The organism is Rheinheimera mangrovi (assembly GCF_003990335.1).
GTDB lineage: Bacteria > Pseudomonadota > Gammaproteobacteria > Enterobacterales > Alteromonadaceae > Pararheinheimera > Pararheinheimera mangrovi.
Genome location: NZ_CP034683.1, coordinates 125,367 through 144,141 on the forward strand (window position 1 = coordinate 125,367; position 18,775 = coordinate 144,141).

The 18,775-nt window shown below is 46.1% G+C and carries 19 protein-coding genes; 4 read left to right on the forward strand and 15 right to left on the reverse strand.

All coding sequences use genetic code 11. From position 1 onward, the window contains the following. Positions 1–109 precede the first annotated feature (109 nt). Entirely contained in the window at positions 110–991 is an 882-nt protein-coding gene (locus EK374_RS00570; protein ID WP_127019187.1) for a TIGR02285 family protein, read from the forward strand. Positions 992–998: 7 nt separating this feature from the next. On the opposite strand, the gene EK374_RS00575 is transcribed toward EK374_RS00570, so the two are convergent. The 3 genes from EK374_RS00575 to trxA form a co-directional block, all read right to left on the reverse strand. Then, a complete protein-coding gene (locus EK374_RS00575) occupies positions 999–2,294 on the reverse strand; it encodes an NAD(P)/FAD-dependent oxidoreductase (RefSeq protein ID WP_127019189.1) in 1,296 nt (431 codons plus the stop codon). A 50-nt stretch (positions 2,295–2,344) separates the two neighbouring features. Continuing rightward, positions 2,345–3,613 carry a transcription termination factor Rho gene (rho, locus tag EK374_RS00580; RefSeq protein ID WP_046518973.1) on the reverse strand — a complete coding sequence of 423 codons (1,269 nt, stop codon included), beginning with the start codon at positions 3,611–3,613 and terminating at the stop codon, positions 2,345–2,347. A gap of 195 nt (positions 3,614–3,808) precedes the next feature. Continuing rightward, a complete protein-coding gene (gene trxA, locus EK374_RS00585) occupies positions 3,809–4,135 on the reverse strand; it encodes a thioredoxin TrxA (protein ID WP_046518974.1) in 327 nt (108 codons plus the stop codon). A 98-nt stretch (positions 4,136–4,233) separates the two neighbouring features. Between trxA and rhlB the strand changes: the two genes are divergently transcribed. Both rhlB and gppA read left to right on the forward strand, forming a co-directional pair. After that, positions 4,234–5,505 carry an ATP-dependent RNA helicase RhlB gene (gene rhlB, locus EK374_RS00590; protein ID WP_127019191.1) on the forward strand — a complete coding sequence of 424 codons (1,272 nt, stop codon included), beginning with the start codon at positions 4,234–4,236 and terminating at the stop codon, positions 5,503–5,505. Then, positions 5,471–7,015, forward strand: coding sequence for a guanosine-5'-triphosphate,3'-diphosphate diphosphatase (gppA, locus tag EK374_RS00595; RefSeq protein ID WP_325049692.1), 1,545 nt, complete (start codon positions 5,471–5,473; stop codon positions 7,013–7,015). The genes rhlB and gppA overlap by 35 nt, the downstream gene beginning before the upstream one ends. Positions 7,016–7,044: 29 nt before the next feature. Here the strand turns inward: gppA and hemB are convergent, their stop codons facing one another. The 12 genes from hemB to EK374_RS00655 form a co-directional block, all read right to left on the reverse strand. Beyond that, positions 7,045–8,049 carry a porphobilinogen synthase gene (hemB, locus tag EK374_RS00600; protein ID WP_127019193.1) on the reverse strand — a complete coding sequence of 335 codons (1,005 nt, stop codon included), beginning with the start codon at positions 8,047–8,049 and terminating at the stop codon, positions 7,045–7,047. Next, a complete protein-coding gene (locus tag EK374_RS00605) occupies positions 8,036–8,806 on the reverse strand; it encodes a GGDEF domain-containing protein (protein WP_127019195.1) in 771 nt (256 codons plus the stop codon). The genes hemB and EK374_RS00605 overlap by 14 nt, the downstream gene beginning before the upstream one ends. Further along, a complete protein-coding gene (locus tag EK374_RS00610; RefSeq protein WP_233280299.1) occupies positions 8,796–9,593 on the reverse strand; it encodes a TatD family hydrolase in 798 nt (265 codons plus the stop codon). The genes EK374_RS00605 and EK374_RS00610 overlap by 11 nt, the downstream gene beginning before the upstream one ends. 2 nt (positions 9,594–9,595) lie before the next feature. After that, a complete protein-coding gene (locus EK374_RS00615) occupies positions 9,596–10,087 on the reverse strand; it encodes a hypothetical protein (protein WP_127019199.1) in 492 nt (163 codons plus the stop codon). An 11-nt stretch (positions 10,088–10,098) separates the two neighbouring features. Beyond that, the gene (gene tatC / locus EK374_RS00620; protein WP_127019201.1) at positions 10,099–10,845 is read right to left on the reverse strand and encodes a twin-arginine translocase subunit TatC; all 747 of its coding nucleotides are present in this window, start codon (positions 10,843–10,845) and stop codon (positions 10,099–10,101) included. Further along, a complete protein-coding gene (gene tatB / locus EK374_RS00625; protein ID WP_127019204.1) occupies positions 10,823–11,215 on the reverse strand; it encodes a Sec-independent protein translocase protein TatB in 393 nt (130 codons plus the stop codon). The genes tatC and tatB overlap by 23 nt, the downstream gene beginning before the upstream one ends. Continuing rightward, positions 11,216–11,476, reverse strand: coding sequence for a twin-arginine translocase TatA/TatE family subunit (tatA, locus tag EK374_RS00630; protein ID WP_127019206.1), 261 nt, complete (start codon positions 11,474–11,476; stop codon positions 11,216–11,218). It lies immediately after the preceding gene. Positions 11,477–11,524: 48 nt separating this feature from the next. Further along, complete coding sequence (gene ubiB / locus EK374_RS00635) at positions 11,525–13,147, reverse strand: ubiquinone biosynthesis regulatory protein kinase UbiB (RefSeq protein ID WP_127019208.1); 1,623 nt, start codon at positions 13,145–13,147, stop codon at positions 11,525–11,527. A 2-nt stretch (positions 13,148–13,149) separates the two neighbouring features. Next, positions 13,150–13,755 (reverse strand): ubiquinone biosynthesis accessory factor UbiJ, encoded by a 606-nt coding sequence (locus tag EK374_RS00640; RefSeq protein WP_127019210.1) that lies wholly within the window; start codon positions 13,753–13,755, stop codon positions 13,150–13,152. After that, the gene (gene ubiE / locus EK374_RS00645) at positions 13,755–14,510 is read right to left on the reverse strand and encodes a bifunctional demethylmenaquinone methyltransferase/2-methoxy-6-polyprenyl-1,4-benzoquinol methylase UbiE (protein ID WP_127019212.1); all 756 of its coding nucleotides are present in this window, start codon (positions 14,508–14,510) and stop codon (positions 13,755–13,757) included. The genes EK374_RS00640 and ubiE overlap by 1 nt, the downstream gene beginning before the upstream one ends. Positions 14,511–14,613: 103 nt before the next feature. Beyond that, positions 14,614–15,687 (reverse strand): DNA alkylation repair protein, encoded by a 1,074-nt coding sequence (locus EK374_RS00650; RefSeq protein WP_127019214.1) that lies wholly within the window; start codon positions 15,685–15,687, stop codon positions 14,614–14,616. Positions 15,688–15,690: 3 nt separating this feature from the next. Continuing rightward, positions 15,691–16,713: a GGDEF domain-containing protein gene (locus tag EK374_RS00655; RefSeq protein WP_127019216.1), complete on the reverse strand. Its 1,023-nt coding sequence runs from the start codon at positions 16,711–16,713 to the stop codon at positions 15,691–15,693. 322 nt (positions 16,714–17,035) lie between these two features. Here EK374_RS00655 and EK374_RS00660 point away from each other — a divergent pair, with 322 nt between their 5' ends. Next, positions 17,036–18,757, forward strand: coding sequence for a DUF885 domain-containing protein (locus EK374_RS00660; protein ID WP_127019218.1), 1,722 nt, complete (start codon positions 17,036–17,038; stop codon positions 18,755–18,757). The last annotated feature ends 18 nt before the right edge of the window (positions 18,758–18,775 follow it).

The following is an 18,775-nucleotide window of genomic DNA, read 5'->3' on the forward strand; positions in this document are numbered from 1 at the left end:
AAGATCTGATGACCTGAAAGATTCTGTTTAGGTCATCAGCTTGCGACGAACGATCTTGTTGCTATGAAAGGCATTTGCTACTGTACTGGCTTCTTTGCATGGAGGCTGGATGAAGAAGTTAAGTAGTTGTATCTTAATGCTGTTATGGACTTTCACTGTGTCTGCTCAACCTGTGATGCAGTGGTATACCAGCCATTGGCCACCCTATCGTATCAGTGAAGGGATTTATGCTGGCCAGGGCTCCTTTGACTTAATGCTTAAGCTGCTTATTGACGCATTACCGCAGTATCACCATCAGATCCATCAAATTCATTTGGCCCGTATCGTCAAAGTCTCTGCGACCACCAGCGAAAACCACTGCACCTTTGGTTTGCGTTATACGCAAGATCGGGATAAGCGTACTTATTTTTCTCAGCCAGCAGGTTTATTACCTAATCTTGCTGTCAATAGCCTGCAGCAAGATAGCAAACTGAAAACCTTCGACCCTCAGCAGGCCGTGCAAATGAGCACACTGGTGAAAAGCCCGGAGTTACTAGGCCTGATTGAAAATGACAGAGCTTATCCTGCCGTAATTGCTGCACAAATTGATAAAGCAGGCAGTAATCTGGGCAGTAGCTCGATGACCACCATGAACCCCGCACAGCTATTGGCCGCTAAGCGGGTAGATTATGTGGTGGACTATCCAAACCGCTTACGTTATTTCAGCATAGAAGCAGGTCAGGATATCAAGCTGGAGTTCAGACCTATTGCCGATATTCCAGGTTTTTCTTATACCTATGTCAGTTGCTCTAAAACAGAAACAGGAAAACGTTGGATTAAGGATGTTGATGAGGCCTTGAATACTTTAAAGCAACAACCTGAGTATAAAAATGCGATGTATCGCTGGTTTTCCGAGCAGGAACGGCAGTTACTGGAGCCGCACTATGCCGGATTTCAGCAAACCCGGCTTTTTGTACCAGAGCAGGCTGAAACCCGGTTTAGTGACCTCTAGTCTGGCGTTAATGCAACTTTAACCGAGGTCTGATGATTTTGTTGATTTTACCTATCACCGAAATCACTAGTGTGCGGAACCAACCATGTAACGCCACCTGGTGCATGCGATACAGCGATATATAAGCCAGGCGGGCGATACGGCCTTCAATCATCATAGCGCCACCAACCAGATTGCCCATCAGATTACCGACAGTGCCAAAACGGCTCAACGAAATCAGTGAGCCATGATCTTTATACTGATAAGCCGACTGAGCCTTACCTGCTAAGGCCGCTGTCAGATTTTTCGCAACATGGCTGGCCATTTGATGTGCTGATTGAGCCCGTGGTGGCACCCATTTGTTATCTGGCAGTGGACAACCTGCACAATCACCAATCACATAAATTTGGCTGTCGACACTGCTTTGCAATGTAGGCAATACCATCAACTGGTTAATACGGTTGGTTTCTAAACCATCTAAGTCTTTTAAGAAATCTGGTGCTTTAATACCTGCAGCCCACACCATCAGTTCTGCCTGTAAATGTTCATCACCCAGTTGCAGGCCATGTTCATCCGCTGCTGTGACTTTGGTACTGACCCGAACATCTACACCCAGTTTGAGCAATTCTTTGTGCGCTGCCGCAGCAATACGTTCCGGCAGGGCTGGTAGAATACGAGGACCGGCTTCAATGACGGAAATTTTTAAGCGATCGCGTTTCATATCGTTAAAGCCGTACGAGTTTAGCTCAGCTGCAGCATGGTGTAATTCAGCGGCCAGTTCAACCCCAGTCGCACCTGCACCTACTATGGCGATATTCAGGTTTTCTTTCGGATGCAAAGGCGAGTTCAGCTTTAAATAGGCTTCCAGCAAACGACGGTGGAAGCGGTTAGCCTGCGACGGGCTATCGAGGAAAATACAATGCTCTTGCACACCTGGGGTATTAAAGTGATTCGACACACTGCCAATGGCCAGCACCAGATAATCATAATGAATACGACGTTCTTCCAGCACAACCTCGCCACTTTCGTCCAGTACAGGAGCTAAAGTGACCTGTCGTTCCGCCCTGTTCAGACCGGTAAAAGTACCCAACTGAAAGTCAAAGCCGTGGGCTCTGGCATGAGCACGATAGGTCACCTGATCAATATCGACATCCAATGTGCCTGTCGCCACTTCATGCAATAAAGGTTTCCAGATATGAGTAGGGTTTCTGTCTATCAGGGTAATTGCCGCTTTTCCTTTACGGCCAAATTTATTACCAAGGCGGGTCGCCAGTTCCAGTCCACCAGCTCCACCACCAATAACTACGATCTGCGGGGTTGTCATCTGTGTTTTCTCACATAAAAAAAACCGGCTACTAGGCCGGTTTTGGGGGGTTAACTATTTTTTTGCCGTTTCATGGCTTCGAAAAACTCGTCGTTGGTTTTGGTCATAGACAGTTTATCGATCAGGAATTCCATGCAGTCAGTTTCATCCATTGGGTTAAGGATTTTGCGCAGGATCCACATTTTTTGTAATTCTTCAGAGGACGCCAGCAGTTCTTCACGACGGGTGCCTGAACGATTGAAATCAATAGCTGGGAACACTCGACGCTCTGCAATTTTACGCGACAGGTGCAATTCCATATTACCTGTACCTTTAAATTCTTCGTAAATCACTTCGTCCATCTTCGAACCAGTATCAACCAAAGCTGTGGCGATAATGGTTAAGCTGCCACCTTCTTCCACGTTACGGGCTGCACCAAAAAAGCGTTTTGGTTTGTGTAAAGCGTTGGCGTCCACACCACCAGTTAATACTTTGCCTGAGCTTGGGATCACTGTGTTGTAGGCGCGGGCTAAACGGGTGATGGAGTCGAGCAAAATAATAACGTCTTTTTTGTGTTCGACTAAACGTTTGGCTTTTTCGATCACCATTTCAGCAACTTGCACATGACGGCTGGCTGGTTCGTCGAAGGTTGAAGCTACTACTTCGCCTTTCACTAATCGCTGCATCTCTGTCACTTCTTCAGGACGTTCGTCGATCAGCAACACCATCAGCACACATTCTGGGTAGTTTGCTGCGATAGATTGGGCGATATTTTGCAGCAAAATAGTTTTACCGGCTTTAGGCGGCGCCACAATCAAACCACGCTGACCACGACCTATTGGAGAAGCTAAATCTAATACGCGCGCTGTGATGTCTTCTTTACTGCCGTTGCCACGTTCCATCCGTAAACGAGAATTGGCATGCAAAGGGGTTAAGTTTTCAAACAGAATTTTGTTACGGGCTTGTTCTGGGCGACCGAAGTTCACTTCGTTCACTTTCAGCAAAGCAAAATAACGCTCACCTTCTTTTGGCGGGCGAATTAAGCCAGAAATGGTGTCACCAGTACGCAAGTTAAAGCGTCTGATTTGACTTGGAGAGACGTAAATATCGTCCGGGCCAGCCAAATAAGAGCTGTCAGAGGAACGTAGGAAACCGAAGCCGTCGGTCAAAATTTCAACAACTCCGTCACCAAAAATCTCTTCGCCGTTTTTGGCGTGGGATTTTAAGATGGCGAAAATAATGTCTTGCTTACGTAAGCGGGCCATGTTTTCCAGGCCCATAGACTCGGCTAAATCAACCAGCTCGTTAATCGGCTTCAGTTTTAGTTCGGTTAAATGCATATGATGGGTTCTTGTTGGTCAAACAGAATTAAATTGCTTGCCGCTGATTAAAAGGAAGTAGGCTTAGGTTTAGTCAACGGAAAAGCGTGGTTACAGGGATTTTTTGCTGCGTTACACATTAGCAGGATAATTTTCAGTCGTCCAGCCGTAAAAAACAAAAAGGCGTATAAAAAATACGCCTTTTTTCTGATGGACTTAGATATTGCTGTCCAAAAACTCTTTTAACTGAGTTTTAGACAAAGCACCTACCTTGGTCGCTGCAACCTGACCGTTTTTGAATAACAGTAAAGTTGGGATACCACGGATACCAAATTTTGGTGGAGTGCCTGGGTTGTGGTCAATATTGACTTTAGCCACTGTCACTTTACCTGCGTATTCTTGTGCTACTTCGTTGAGGATAGGTGCAATCATTTTGCACGGACCACACCACTCAGCCCAAAAATCGACCAGGACAGGGGCAGCAGCTTTTAACACGTCGGCTTCGAAGCTGTCGTCTGACACCTGCAGAATATGTTCACTCATTTCATTCTCCAATTGCTTTGGGCATAACTATAAAAAAGTATTGTCAATTTTATCCGGACTGTTTCTTATTGCAAGCGTAACGGTTATGCTTAGCGCGTATGAATAAAACACACTTAACTCAGCATAAATTTGCCGATTTCGCATTGGCACCACAGGTTCTTGCCGCATTGGCCGCGCAAGGTTATGACCATTGTACCCCAATACAGGCTCAATGTTTGCCTCTTGCGTTAGCTGGCAAAGATATTGCGGGCCAGGCACAAACAGGTACTGGTAAAACTCTTGCCTTTCTGACGGCAACTTTCCATCATTTGTTAACCCACGAGCCTAAGGCTAAAGGCCAACCTCGTGCCATCATTATGGCTCCTACGCGCGAACTGGCTGTTCAGATCCATCATGACGCTCAGGCTCTGGCCAAAACATCTGGCTTAAAGCTTGCTCTGATTTATGGGGGCGAAGGTTACGATTCTCAACGTCAATTACTGGAACAAGGTGCAGATATTTTAATCGGCACTACAGGTCGTTTGATTGATTACTTAAAACAAGGCCTGTACGACCTGTCACAAATTCAGGTGGTGGTGCTGGATGAAGCCGATCGCATGTTCGATTTGGGCTTTATTAAAGACATCCGTTTTATGTTCCGTCGTATGCCACCAGTGACTGAACGTTTGAGCTTATTGTTCTCCGCTACTTTGTCTTACAAGGTGCAGGAATTGGCCTTTGAGCAGATGAACCAGCCTGTGCATATTCATGTGGCACCTGAACAAATGACAGGGTCACGTATTACTGAAGAATTATTCTATCCGTCAGACGAACACAAAATGAAGTTGTTGCTGACGCTGATGGAAGAAGAGTGGCCGGATAAAGCCATTGTTTTTGCCAATACCAAACATTGCTGTGAAGATATTCACGCTTGGTTGGAAGCCGATGGCCACCGTGTTGGTTTACTGACAGGGGATGTGATCCAGAAAAAACGTTTACGTATTCTGGAGGATTTCACCAGCGGTAAACTGGATATTCTGGTTGCAACTGACGTTGCCGCCCGAGGTTTACATATTCCTATGGTCAGCCATGTCTTTAACTATGACCTACCAGACGATTGTGAAGACTATGTGCACCGTATTGGCCGTACTGGCCGCGCCGGTGAGAGTGGTAAAGCCATCAGTTTTGCCTGTGAACGTTATGCACTGAATCTGACGGCTATTGAAGACTATATCCGTCATGCAATACCTGTCACTCAATACGATACTTCTGCGTTACTGGAAGACTTAACCGTGCCAAAACCACGGGTCAGACGTCGTCCGGGTCAGGCACGCAGCGGCGGACGACCTAATCAGAATGGGCCAAGAAACCCACGTAACCGCCCGCGCTAAGTCTATGGACGGCGCAGGTAAACCGACACAGCATAATGATATTTATGCTGTGATCGATCTCGGCTCCAATAGCTTTCATATGTTGATGGTGAAAGTGGTTGGTGGCAGCGTCCAGGTGATAGGCCGGGTCAAACGTAAAGTGCGTTTGGCCGCAGGTTTAAACGACAGCTTAGTCTTAAGCAAACAAGCCATGACCCGGGGTTGGGAATGCCTGGCTTTGTTTGCTGAACGTCTGCAGGATATTCCTTCTGCCAATATCCGTATTGTTGGTACAGCGACACTTCGATTAGCCCGTAACGTCAAAACCTTTCTGGTTGAAGCTGAAGCTATTTTAGGCCAGCCTATCCAGGTGATTTCCGGCGAAGAAGAAGCCCGTATTATTTATCTGGGCGTAGCTCATACCTCCAATTGTGATTCGAACCGTCTGGTGATCGACATAGGCGGTGCTTCCACTGAAATAGTGGTGGGGCAGGGTTTTCAGCCGATTTTATTGTCTAGTCTGAATATGGGCTGCGTGACTTTCCTCGAGCGTTATTTTGAAAATAACGAATTAAGCGAAGCTAATTTTAATGCCGCTATAGCTGCCGCGGAACATGAGATTCTGAAAATCAGCGAGCAGTATCTGCAGCAAGGCTGGCAGAATGCTGTGGGCGCGTCCGGCACAGTGCAGGCGATGCAGGAAATCTTAGTAGGTCAGGGTAAAGATGAAGTGATCACTTTGCCGCGACTGGAAGCCATCATGCAACAGGCTTTGGCCTGTGGTCATATGGACCAGCTGAATTTGCCCGGCTTAGCCCAAGAGCGTAAACAGGTATTCCCTTCAGGTTTAGCTATCCTCATTGCCTTATTCCGGGTGCTTAACATCAGCGGCATGACCTTATCAGGTGGGGCTTTGCGCGAAGGCGTGTTGTACAGCATGTTGCCGCAGCTGCAACATCAGGATGTGCGGGCCCGCACTATGCAAAGCATGATGGTGCGTTATTACATTGACCAGCAACATGCTGAGCGGGTGGCAGATATGGCCGCTACTTTGGCTGACCAGTTGCATCAGCAATGGAATTTAGCCAGTTTTGAAGGTCTGGCTATGTTGCGCTCTGGTGCTTTACTGCATGAGCTGGGTTTGTTGATTGAATACAAAAACCATCATCATCATGGCGCCTATATTATCAGCCATGCCGAACTGCCTGGATTTACCCGGGCCCAACAGCAGTTGCTGATGGCTTTGGTCTATAACCACAGAGCCGATATCCACAAAGAAATTCTGTCCAGACAAACCATGACCTCAGTGCTGCTCGCTGTGCGGCTAACCCGTTTATTGCGATTATCTGTGATTTTGTCGATGCGTCGCCGGCATGAAGTTTTGCCTGAAGTGCAGATCACAGCGCAAGCTGAAGCTCTGACTTTAACTTTGCCGGAAGGTTGGCTCGATCATCACCCTTTGATGCGCGCTGAGCTGGAACAGGAAGTGATGTATCAGCATCAGGCAGGCTGGCAACTGGCTGTAGAATAAAAGCCAGAGCTTTTGCTCTGGCTATTGTTTTATCGCTGTAACCAAATAGCTGCTTTTTTCGCAAAATACGTCAGAATGCCGTCAGCGCCAGCACGTTTAAAAGCCAACAAAGATTCCATCACTATGGCTTCTTCGGCTAGCCAGCCATTTTGAATAGCAGCCATATGCATCGCATATTCGCCGCTGACCTGGTAGGCAAAAGTGGGTACTCCAAATTCGTCTTTGACACGGCGTACTATATCCAGATATGGCATACCTGGTTTTACCATCACCATATCAGCACCTTCTTCCAGATCCAAAGCCACTTCACGCAATGCTTCGTCGCTATTGGCCGGGTCCATCTGATAGGACTTTTTATTCCCGCCTTTTAAGTTACCGGCAGAGCCGACAGCGTCACGGAATGGACCATAATAAGCCGAAGCGTATTTGGCTGAGTAAGCCATAATTTTGGTATTTACAAAACCTTCAGCTTCCAACGCAGAGCGGATAGCGCCAATGCGGCCGTCCATCATGTCTGAAGGGGCTACTATGTCAGCGCCGGCTTCTGCATGAGACAAGGCCTGCTTCACCAGAATGTCGGTGGTGATATCATTCAGCACATAACCTTCGTCATCAATAATGCCGTCCTGACCGTGAGTAGTGAAAGGGTCAAGCGCGACATCGGTGATCACCCCCAGTTCTGGCACATGCTGTTTCAATAGGCGCACTGCACGTTGTGCCAGTGCATCCGGGTTATAAGCTTCTTCGGCCAGCAATGATTTCTTTTCGGCAGCAGTGACAGGAAATATGGCAATAGCAGGAATACCTAAAGCAGCCAATTCTTTTGCTTCTTCGAGTAATAAATCCAAAGACAAACGCTCAATACCTGGCATCGACGGAATAGCCTGACGCTGATTTTCACCTTCAACGATAAACATAGGATAAATTAAATCGTCTACTGTCAGACGGTTTTCAGCCATTAAGCGGCGGCTGAAATCCGACTGGCGCATGCGGCGCAAGCGGCTGGCAGGGAAATATTCGTTAAACTGACTCATCGGGAGTCTCCTGTTCTGTGATCACTGAGTGAGACAAGGCTGAACATACCACCTTATTTCGACCTTCATTTTTGGCCAGATACAGAGCTGTGTCTGCGGCCTGAATATAATCTGCACTGACGCTGCTGATTTCAGCTACTGCGGAGTAACAGCCGATGCTGATGCTAACGGACAATTCCAGCTCTTCATATTGAATACGCTGGTTCTCCAGACAGAGCCTTAGTTGTTCTGCCAATAGCATGGCGCCGTTTTTATCAGTGTTTGGTAAAATAATTGCAAACTCTTCACCACCATAACGGCACAAATGATCGGTGCTGCGTTTGAGTTCCTGTTGCAAGCAACTGGCAACCTCTTTAATGACTAAATCACCCACCAGATGACCGTGCGTGTCATTGATGGTTTTAAAGTGATCGATATCAATCATTAACAGACTCAAAGTGCTACGCTCGCGGCGGCTACGTTTAATTTCTGCATTTAGCTTTTGATCAAAAAAGGCTCTGTTGCGCAATGTTGTTAAAGCATCGCGGGTGCTTTGCTGTTCCAGCTGTTTATTTTTATCAGCCAATTCGGTCAGAGTGATTTGGAGTTCCAGGGTACGTTGCTGAATGCTTTCTTCCAGCTGATCGGCAACGTTCAATTGCCATTGTTTTTGTTGTAAATGGAACAGCAGCCAGGCCAACAGGCCGCTAAAGACGGCGCCGGCGGCAACTCCTGCAAGAAACACAGGCCAATGCAGCAGCAACGCATTAATCAACATGGATTAGGTCCTGTGGCAAGTTAAACACTCTGCAGCTGTTCTGCCAGCTAATTTTCCTGATGTGTTCTGCCGACTCCCCAGTGACTTGTGCTATGTAGCGAGCTATTTCTGGCAGATACATAGGTTCGTTGCGTCTGTTTTTTGGTTTTTGTTGTAAAGTTCGCGGTAACAGGTAAGGGGCATCGGTTTCTATGAGTAATCTATCCAGTGGCAAATAGCCTAATGCCTGAACCAACTGATCATGGCGTCTTTCATCACACAGCCAGCCAGTAATACCTATATATAATCCAAGATCCAGATAAGCCTGCATTTGTAACTTATCGCCTGTAAAACAGTGTGCTATACCATGCTGTATTTGATGATCTTTTAATAGAGCCAATTGAGTCGGAAAAGCATCCCGTTCGTGTAAATAAACTGCTTTGTCTATGCTTTTAGCAAGATCCAGTTGCTGTTCGAACACCTTGATCTGTGTCTGACGTGGTGAAAAATCCCGGTTAAAATCGAGTCCGCATTCCCCTACTGCAACTACACAGTCATGCAGAAACAAGCTTTTAAGTTGCTGCATATCGTCTGCTGTAACTGAGGCTGCATAATGTGGATGAACTCCAGCCGTACAAAAGAAGTTGGTTTGCCGGCTGCATTCAAGCTGATTCTGTCGGCTTTCAGCTATGTCACTGCTGATCAGTAACATGCCTTCAACACCCGCAGCTTTGGCCCGATCAATCACATCTTGCCGGTCCAGATCAAACTGGGTACTGAACAGGTTAACTCCGACATCAAACACCACAATTATTCCTGTAGCCTGGTTACCTTGGTTTGGCGCTCTGAGCCCTTTTTGCTTAAAAGAAATGAGTTAAAGGTACCTCTGCTGATTTCTATTTCTTCTCCTTTACTCAGCACGAAGCCGTCACTGCTTACTTGACGCCATTTTTGACCATTGTCCAGGGTTATAGTCCAAAATCCTCGTTTTGACTGGACAATGCTCACTACAGTTGAGCTGATGCTGGATGCTGCTTTTTCAATAACTTTATGTTCAATACCAAAGTTGTCAGGTGCTGCAGTTACTGTCGCCGGACTGTTTTCCGTCGGGAGTTGTCTTGGCTCTGCCACTACAGCGCCAACCGCTGGTGTGTAGCCGCTAGTACCAATCTTGTCATAGCAGATTAAGCGTTGCAGATCATTCTGTACGGCACGACATTGTGCCAGCTGATCCGATAATTCTGCAGCATTGGCGAATGAAACCCAAAGGCCTGCGACCACAATTAAAAATTTACTTTTCATGCACATTTTCCTTAAAGGGGATCTGTTTGTTCTGACTCAGTTGGAACATAAAAACGGCTAAGCCATACACCTAATTCATATAACAAGCACATTGGGACTGCTAACAAAACCTGAGATAACACGTCAGGTGGAGTTAAAAGCATTCCTATAACAAAAGCAAAGACAACAAAATAAGGTCGCTTTTCACTTAATTGCTGACGAGTGACCGCACCTGTCCATACCAATAACAATACAGCGACTGGAATTTCAAAAGATAAACCAAAAGCAAAAAAAAGTTTTAAAACAAAATCCAGATAACTGCTGATATCTGTGGCTATGGTCACTCCTTCAGGGGCCACACTAGTGAAGAAACCAAAGACGATAGGAAAAACTATGTAGTACGCAAAGGCAATACCACAATAAAACAGTACTGTGCTGGAGATAATCAGCGGCGCGACCAGATGCTTTTCTTTTTTATATAAAGCTGGGGCTACAAATAACCAGATCTGCCACAGCATATAAGGTACGGTCAGGCATAGTGCGACAATAAAGGTCAGTTTAAAAGGGGCAAAAAACGGAGCCGCCACGTCTGTCGCTATCATGGACGCGCCAGCAGGCAATACCGCCATTAAAGGCGATGCCATTAAATGGTAAATATCGGCGGCAAAATAAGCCAGACAGATAAACACCAAAAGCACCGCCATCACTGTATTTAACAGCCGACGGCGCAGCTCGATCAGGTGCCCTAGCAGGCTGTTAGGATTTGTGGTTTTTGTCATCTGCTACTACTGGATCAGGTGATACGGACAAAGAGGGAGCTGCAGGTTCTGCAGGCAGTGTTTGTGGTTCAGCTGGTTTGGTGTTAGCCGGATAAGGATTCGTTACATCTGCTGCGGCCTGACGCAATTCTGCCATCGCCTGCATTTCTTCTGTGGTCAGGTTTAACAAGCCTTTTTCCTCGGCTTGTTTTAACTTATCGTGCAGCTCCTGTACGCGCAGCTCGTCGTTTAATTCAGCCTGCATTTGTTGGCCAAATTGTTTTACGCTGCGGACAAAACCGCTGACACTGCGTATAGCGCCGGGTAATCGCTCCGGGCCTAATACCAACAGAGCAACTACGGCTATGACAACTAATTCCCAAAAGCTCATTTAGCGTTGTTCAGGCGTTTTTGGTTGATCAGCACTGACTGGAGCAGCTTCTTTGGTTTCAGCCTTAATTTGTGGTTGTGGCTGAACGATTGGAGCTGCTGGTTCCACAGTATCTTCCGGATCTTTTACAGAATTACGGAAACCTTTAATGGCTGAACCCAGATCTGTACCTATGCTACGCAAACGCTTTGTGCCAAACAGCAGGACAATAATCACCAGGATGATCAATAACTGCCAAATACTAATGCCACCAAAACCCATGTTATTCTCCTTCGGTTTTCAAACTATTGAAACGAACCTGTGGGTTCGTCAGTTAATTTTCAGTGCAAAGCCCACAGCGACCAGGGCAAGCCCCGCCGCTGTTATAGACCAGCCAGATGTCAGTAATAAGACAGCACTTAATAAACTGCAACCTGCCAGCACTGCATTCGCCAGCTTTTTAGTCTGGTTATGCTGCTGTGCCTGCACTTGCTGCAATTTGGCTATCAAATTGGCCTGTTGTTTTGGACCTTGTTGCAAGTAGTGATGCAACAAGCCTGGCATTTCCGGCATTTTTTCCGCCCAAAAGGGCAGGTTTGCTTTAATTTCGCGCCATAAAGCCGCAGGTCCCATTTGCTGTTGGACCCAGTTTTCCAGAAATGGTTTGGCGGTTTGCCATAAATCCAGTTGTGGATACAACTGACGTCCCAAACCCTCAATATACAGCAGGGTTTTTTGCAACAATACCAGTTGTGGCTGAACCTGCATATTAAAACGACGGGCCGTGTTAAACAGATTAAACAGTACCTGACCAAAAGAGATGTCCTGCAGCGGTTTTTGGAATATAGGTTCGCAAACCGTGCGGATGGCGCTTTCAAACTCTTCAACACTAGTGTCTGCCGGCACCCAGCCAGAATCCACATGCAATTGCGCCACTTTTAAATAGTCGCGGTTAAAAAAAGCAACGAAGTTTTCTGCCAGATAACGTTTATCTTCTTTGTTTAAGGTACCCACTATGCCGCAGTCTATACCAATGTATTTCGGATTCTCTGGATGTTCGAAGGAAACAAAAATATTACCCGGATGCATATCGGCATGGAAAAAGCTGTCGCGAAACACCTGAGTGAAAAAGACTTCAACACCACGTTTGGCTAATAACTCCAGGTTTGTGCCTTGAGCGCGCAGTGCTGCTAAATCTGATACCGGAATACCATAAATCCGTTCCATCACCATCACGCCAGGTCGGCTGTGATCGGCGTAGACATAAGGGACATAAAGTGAGTCCGAACCTTCAAAATTACGTTTCAACTGAATGGCGTTGGCGGCTTCGCGTTGTAAGTCCAGCTCATCCAGAATAGTTTTGCGGTACTCTGCGACCACTTCTTTAGGGCGTAATCTTTTACCATCCGGCAGATAACGAGCTACTAAATCAGCCAAAGCGTCCATCAGTTCTAAGTCGGCCAGAATTTGCGGCCTGATATCGGGCCGTATCACTTTGATGACTACATCAGCCAGGCTGCCATCGGTTTGTTTTAGTTGTGCTGTATGTACTTGAGCGATTGAGGCTGATGCCAGAGGGGTTTCGTCAAACTGCTCAAATAAGTCGGTGATCTGTTGTAAACCTAACTGCTGAATAATCAGTTGTTTGGCCTCGTCACCAGAAAAAGCTTCTACTTTGTCCTGCAACTTAGCCAGCTCATCGACCCATTGATCAGGAAACAAATCACGGCGAGTGGATAACATCTGACCAAACTTGACCCATACTGGCCCAAGCTGTTGTAAAGCTAAACGTAAACGGGCACCTTCAGTTTTATCCGGGTGCTGGTTTTTTAACCAGAAGGCGGATCTGCGTGCAGCGCGAAAATACCAGGGTTGCCATTGTGCCGGGATCAGCTGTTCCAGTCCGTATTGCAGCAGGGTTTTTAAGATGTGGTAAAAACGACGCAGACCCAAAATTACTCCTGCCTGAAGGCTTTATGGCGACTTAATTGTTCCAGTCGGGCGTGTAATTGACTAACTTCACGGCTGAACTGATTCATTTCGGCTTGTGTCGGGCTCAATGCCAGTTCGTCCTGAGCCAGTTCAACTGTAGCCTGTTCCAGCTGTTGCAACTGAGCCTGAATATAGAGTTGCAGTTGCTTTATAGCTGTTGCGACTTTATGTGCCAGTGCATCACCTAGCCAGCCGGAAAGCTGTTGCTCCCAGTCTGGGTTTAACTGCTGTAACAAAGTACTGAATTGCTGGGCAACCTGCAGATCGCCCTCAATTTGCAGCTTGTCCTGCTTAATTAAGCGGGTCAGCTGGCTGGGGTCGTTCAGCTTTTGCAAGGTAGCAAGGTCGGTGGCTATCACGCAATCGACTTTTTCGTTGTGCTGATTGAGTAATAAAGTGTCTGCCGTAGCCGACAAGACAAAACGCCATGGCAATTCCTGTAACTGTAAAGCCAGTTGTTTGCCTTGTACTTTTTGTAAGAGCAGAGGGGATGCAGGATCCATGGCCACCACTTTGTGCAGCACTTTTTCTAAAGTAGCGCAGATCAGTTGTGGCACTAAACTCAGCATCAGAATTTATAGCCTTTGTGCAGTGCCACTATACCGCCGGTCAGGTTGTGGTAGCTAACATGTTCAAAACCTGCAGTTTCCATCATCTGTTTCAGCGTATCCTGATCCGGATGCATACGTATAGATTCAGCCAGATACTGGTAGCTTTCTTTATCGTTCGCTACCAAGCCACCTATCGTAGGCAATAATTTAAAGGAATACAGGTCGTACACTTTACTTAGCCACTCGTATTCAGGTTTGGAAAACTCCAATACCAGTAAACGGCCGCCTGGTTTTAATACTCTGTACATAGACCGTAAAGCTGCGTCTTTGTCAGTCACATTACGTAAGCCAAAACCTATGCTGATGATATCAAAGCTGTTATCGGCAAAAGGCAAAGCTTCGGCGTTGGCTTGTACATAGTCGATGTTATTGACCAGTCCTAAATCACGTAACTTGTCGCGGCCTACATTGAGCATAGATTCATTAATGTCCGCCAGAATGATTTTGCCGGTAGGACCCACTCTTTTAGAGAACAGAGCTGTGATATCACCAGTACCCCCGGCTAAATCCAGCACCTGATGGCCAGGACGCACGCCGCTGCAGTCAATAGTAAATCTTTTCCATAGCCGGTGAATCCCCAAAGACATCACATCGTTCATCAGGTCATATTTGGCCGCAACAGAATGAAAGACATTAGCCACAAGCGAAACTTTTTCAGTCTGCTTCACGGTTTTAAAGCCAAAATGAGTGCTATCGGGTTGCTGGTCAGTCATAAAAAAGCCTTTGGCTACGAGTGCTGAACTAAAGTGGCGCTAGTGTAAAAGATTCGGCGGCTTACGCCAACTTATCCTGTCGTTTTATGCGGTCTTCGATGTTTTAGATCAACTCAAAAAAGCTATCAGCATAACAATAGCCGTTTAGCATAATTTGCAGGTGATGCTGGCCGGGATAATGTTTGCGGGTGGTCAGGTCAACAAAAGACTGCCGACGTTCAAACCGTAAATTCTGGCCTGTCCATACCGTATTGCTTAGCTGAAATACTTTGTAATTCAGCTGGCCTGATTTTTTCCGGTAGCCAATTTTGTATTCCAGCCTTATTTTGGCTGCCAATTCCTGTGGGCCAGACAGTTCGATTGAAAAATGCAGAGGGTGTTGCGCTGATACATTGGCGTTGATCATCTCAAGTTGCACTTGGAGCGGTAGTTGTTGCAGACCAAATAAAGCCAAAGCCCTTGGATGCGCCTGTTTCAGCAACCCTCGTAACGCATGTTTAATAATCCAGTCTGTGATTGCATGTTGACCAAACCAGGCTTGTGCCAGGTCCAAAACCAGTTCGGGGTGATCTTTACTGATGTCATTTAAATGGTTCGCTACACTGCGCTGTACATAAGGTTCAGTGTCGGCTTTAAGTTGTTCTAAAATCGGCAATAAAGGCCTTGGATCTTTTTTATAGGCTTTTAATGCCATACCCCATGGCAGGCGAGGTCGAGCACCTTCACTGGCCAGACGACGTAAATGTAGATTGTCAGAACTGGCCCAGAGCTTCATTTGCGTCAACGTGAGTTCTGGGTAGCGTTGGAAAAAAGGTCGGATGGCAAACTCGCCTGTCGAAAAACAGGTGAAATGCGCCAAAGCTCTGAATGAGGTTTCAGGTTCATTCAGACCATAGACTTCAACATAATCGGCAAAGACAAAACCCTGCAAGCCAGTGAAATGGCTGCTGACGGGGATTAAAACTTCGATGGCATCGGCGTAAGCTAAATTCAGCTCTTTGTGTAAAGACTGGCTGATGTGACGAACTCTGCCTTTTAGTTCCAGCTGGTCCCAGTGGTTGCCTTGGGTTTGTTGCAGAAATTGTTGTGGCTTAAAAGTAGAACAGTGATACTGACATAATAAGGCGAGACGATGCAGAAACTCAGGATCAAACAGGTCTTTTAGTAAGCTGGCCATAACTTAGTTAGCCAACATAAGCTCTGTTGCTACCTGATTGCGGCCACGCACTTTAGCTTCCAGCAACACTTTGGTGCTACGGGATAAAAACTGATGCCAGTTTTCCGCTGTGTTATAGATGCTTACGCCTAAAGAGATGGTGACTTTAGGTAAAGTCTTTTTACTTTTTGCAGAAACAAAACGCAGTTTTTCTACACCCTTACGAACTTGTTCTGCTATTTCTCCTGCTGTGCGTAAATCGACATCAGGTAATAAAATCAGAAACTCTTCACCACCAGAGCGCACAGGCAAACCACTTTCCTGTACATAACTGGCAATTTTGCGCGCAACTTTGCTGAGGATCACGTCGCCAACGCCTACACCATAATCCTGATTAAATTGAGCAAAATGGTCTAAATCCACAGCTATAGCTGCAATGCGGCGTCCTGGATTTTCGCTCAGCCATAAATCCAGATGCTCCTGCATTGCCAGCCTGTTATACAAGCCTGTTAGCGGATCCAGTTGGCGTTCTTTTTTAAGGTGGTCCAATTCAGAACGTAATGCATGGCATTGTTCATTGGAGAAATCGAGCTGGTCTTTCAGTTTTTGCTGACTGGATTTAATAGCATAAGTAGCACTGATGACTTTATTCACGCTTTCACGGCTACGGTTGGCGTTATTTGGATCCAAACCTAATAAGGCTTGATCCAACACCTCTAAATAATGCTGCACTGCTTCGCTGGCGATATCTGTAGTGCCAGATAATTTACCCAGCATAGTGGTGACTTGTTGGGCCAATTCTTCCTGACGTTGGTGTTGTGGGCTCAGCCATTGGCTGTACAGCTCTGCCAATACAAAGTCGTCAAAGTGGCTCTGTACCGCAAGTTTTTGTTCTATGGCGTGACATAATCCGGCGTTTTGACCATTGATATATTCATAGATCACTGTGTAATTGACCGGATGGGCTGCCAAACGATGCCGCTGTAAAAAAGCAGCGGTCAACGCGGCCTTTTCACTTGCTTGCTCGATTGAGTCCTGATATTTCATGCCAAACACAACTCCACTAAATACTACTGCTAATTTAGCCTGCAAAACGCAATGTTACGCGAAACTTACGTTGAGGCAAACAAACTGATGTTGTTAAGCTGACATATCTATTAGAAAAAGTCTTCATCTCCTGCTTTATTAATGACTTATTTTTTAAGTTTTTTTTCTGATCGCTTAAAAAAGCATAGATTGTCGGTTAAAAAACATCTTTTTTAACCCTCCTGAGTAAATTATTGCGGCCAATATCCAAAAAGCGCAGCTCGTTGTACTGGTTGTCATTACTGAACAGAGTAGAATCAAATAAAACTGGGAGAAGAAAAAAATGTGTCAGAAGTTTATTTGTTTTTGCATTGTCTTATTAGTTACAGGCTGTAGCAGTCAGACAGTTAAACCCAAAGATTTTGATCAGTTTGCCACACAGCTATGGCAAGCCGAAAAAGACCTGAACAAGCACAGCAAAACCAGTTTGCCGGATATGTCTGCTTCAGCTTTGGCGGCCGCTTCCGCACAACGGCTGCAGTGGCTGAAGAAATTAGATCAGGTGAATGTCAGCTCTTTGACTGAACAACAACAAATAAATCATCAGATTTTGCGCTACAGCCTCAAAGATGCCATTTCAGAATATCAGTATGGTGCTCACCTGATCCCTTTGACGGCAGAATCGGGTTTTCACAGCGATTTGGCATTTATGGTGTCAGGCACAGAATTTAAAACACTTCAGGACTTCCAGGATTATCTGGCGAAGTTAAAAACCATCCCTCGTTATATGCAACAACAAACAGATTGGATGAAACAAGGTTTAGCGACCGGCATGACGCAGCCTAAAGCGGTGTTGGTTGGTTTTGATGAGAGTATTCTGGCTTTTATCAGTAAAACACCGGAACAGAATGTGTTTTACCGGCCTTTTCAGCGCAAGCCTGATTTTATTGACCCAAATAGTTGGGTTGCCATGCAGCAGCAAGCGAAACAAATCGTTGACCAACAATTAAATCCTGCGTATCAACAGTTTTACCAGTTTATGGTGCAGCAGTATTTGCCGGGTGCGCGCGATAGTATTGCTGCCAGTGACTGGCCACGGGGACGCGAGTATTATCAGAACAGGCTGGAACATTACACCACATTACAATTAACACCAGAGCAGGTGCATCAGACGGGTTTAGCGGAAGTCGCGCGTATTCGTGCAGAAATGCAAAACATCATCACACAAGTTGGATTTAAAGGTAGTTTTGCTGAGTTCATCTGGTTTTTGCGCACAGATCCACAGTTTTACGTCAAAACCCCTGATGATTTATTAAAAGAAGCCTCTTTTATCGCAAAAAAGATTGACGCTGAGTTACCTAAATTCTTCAAAACTTTACCCCGCACACCATATGGAGTAGCACCTGTTCCAGCAGAAATTGCCCCTAAGTACACCACAGGTCGTTACGCTGGCACCAACAGAGATGACAGAGCTGGTTTTTATTGGGTCAATACCTATGCGCTGGACCGTCGTCCTTTGTATGAGATGGAAGCGTTAACTTTGCACGAAGCCGTACCTGGTCACCATTTACAAATTTCGCTGGCGCGTGAACAAGCCTCGTTACCTGATTATCGCCGTAATTTTTATACTTCCGCTTTTGGCGAAGGTTGGGGTTTGTATTCGGAGTATCTTGGCCTTGAAATGGGCTTTTATCATGATCCTTACAGTAACTTTGGACGTTTAACTTACGAAATGTGGCGTGCCGCGCGCCTCGTGGTGGATACAGGCATGCATACCATGGGCTGGAGCCGTCAGCAGGCTATAGATTTCCTTGCCAGCAATACAGCTTTATCCATGCACAATGTGACAACAGAAATCGACCGGTATATCAGTTGGCCTGCGCAGGCTCTTTCTTACAAACTCGGCGAGCTGACGATTAAAAAGTTGCGCCAAGAAGCTGAACAGCAGTTGGGGAGTCATTTTGATGTGCGTGAATTTCATGAAGTGGTGCTGCGTAATGGCAGTGTGCCTTTGTCTGTTTTAGAGCAACAAGTTGCCCGTTATATTCAGCAGAAAATGCAATAGTAGAGCTTTTTTATTCAA

Bases quoted from the DNA above. Each gene is read 5' to 3' on its own strand.
- EK374_RS00570 (WP_127019187.1), top strand. From the start codon at position 110: ATGAAGAAGTTAAGTAGTTGTATCTTAATGCTGTTATGGACTTTCACT.
- EK374_RS00575 (WP_127019189.1), bottom strand. From the start codon at position 2,294: ATGACAACCCCGCAGATCGTAGTTATTGGTGGTGGAGCTGGTGGACTG.
- rho (WP_046518973.1), bottom strand. From the start codon at position 3,613: ATGCATTTAACCGAACTAAAACTGAAGCCGATTAACGAGCTGGTTGAT.
- trxA (WP_046518974.1), bottom strand. From the start codon at position 4,135: ATGAGTGAACATATTCTGCAGGTGTCAGACGACAGCTTCGAAGCCGAC.
- rhlB (WP_127019191.1), top strand. From the start codon at position 4,234: ATGAATAAAACACACTTAACTCAGCATAAATTTGCCGATTTCGCATTG.
- gppA (WP_325049692.1), top strand. From the start codon at position 5,471: ATGGGCCAAGAAACCCACGTAACCGCCCGCGCTAAGTCTATGGACGGC.
- hemB (WP_127019193.1), bottom strand. From the start codon at position 8,049: ATGAGTCAGTTTAACGAATATTTCCCTGCCAGCCGCTTGCGCCGCATG.
- EK374_RS00605 (WP_127019195.1), bottom strand. From the start codon at position 8,806: ATGTTGATTAATGCGTTGCTGCTGCATTGGCCTGTGTTTCTTGCAGGA.
- EK374_RS00615 (WP_127019199.1), bottom strand. From the start codon at position 10,087: ATGAAAAGTAAATTTTTAATTGTGGTCGCAGGCCTTTGGGTTTCATTC.
- tatC (WP_127019201.1), bottom strand. From the start codon at position 10,845: ATGACAAAAACCACAAATCCTAACAGCCTGCTAGGGCACCTGATCGAG.
- tatB (WP_127019204.1), bottom strand. From the start codon at position 11,215: ATGAGCTTTTGGGAATTAGTTGTCATAGCCGTAGTTGCTCTGTTGGTA.
- tatA (WP_127019206.1), bottom strand. From the start codon at position 11,476: ATGGGTTTTGGTGGCATTAGTATTTGGCAGTTATTGATCATCCTGGTG.
- EK374_RS00640 (WP_127019210.1), bottom strand. From the start codon at position 13,755: ATGCTGAGTTTAGTGCCACAACTGATCTGCGCTACTTTAGAAAAAGTG.
- ubiE (WP_127019212.1), bottom strand. From the start codon at position 14,510: ATGACTGACCAGCAACCCGATAGCACTCATTTTGGCTTTAAAACCGTG.
- EK374_RS00650 (WP_127019214.1), bottom strand. From the start codon at position 15,687: ATGGCCAGCTTACTAAAAGACCTGTTTGATCCTGAGTTTCTGCATCGT.
- EK374_RS00655 (WP_127019216.1), bottom strand. From the start codon at position 16,713: ATGAAATATCAGGACTCAATCGAGCAAGCAAGTGAAAAGGCCGCGTTG.
- EK374_RS00660 (WP_127019218.1), top strand. From the start codon at position 17,036: ATGTGTCAGAAGTTTATTTGTTTTTGCATTGTCTTATTAGTTACAGGC.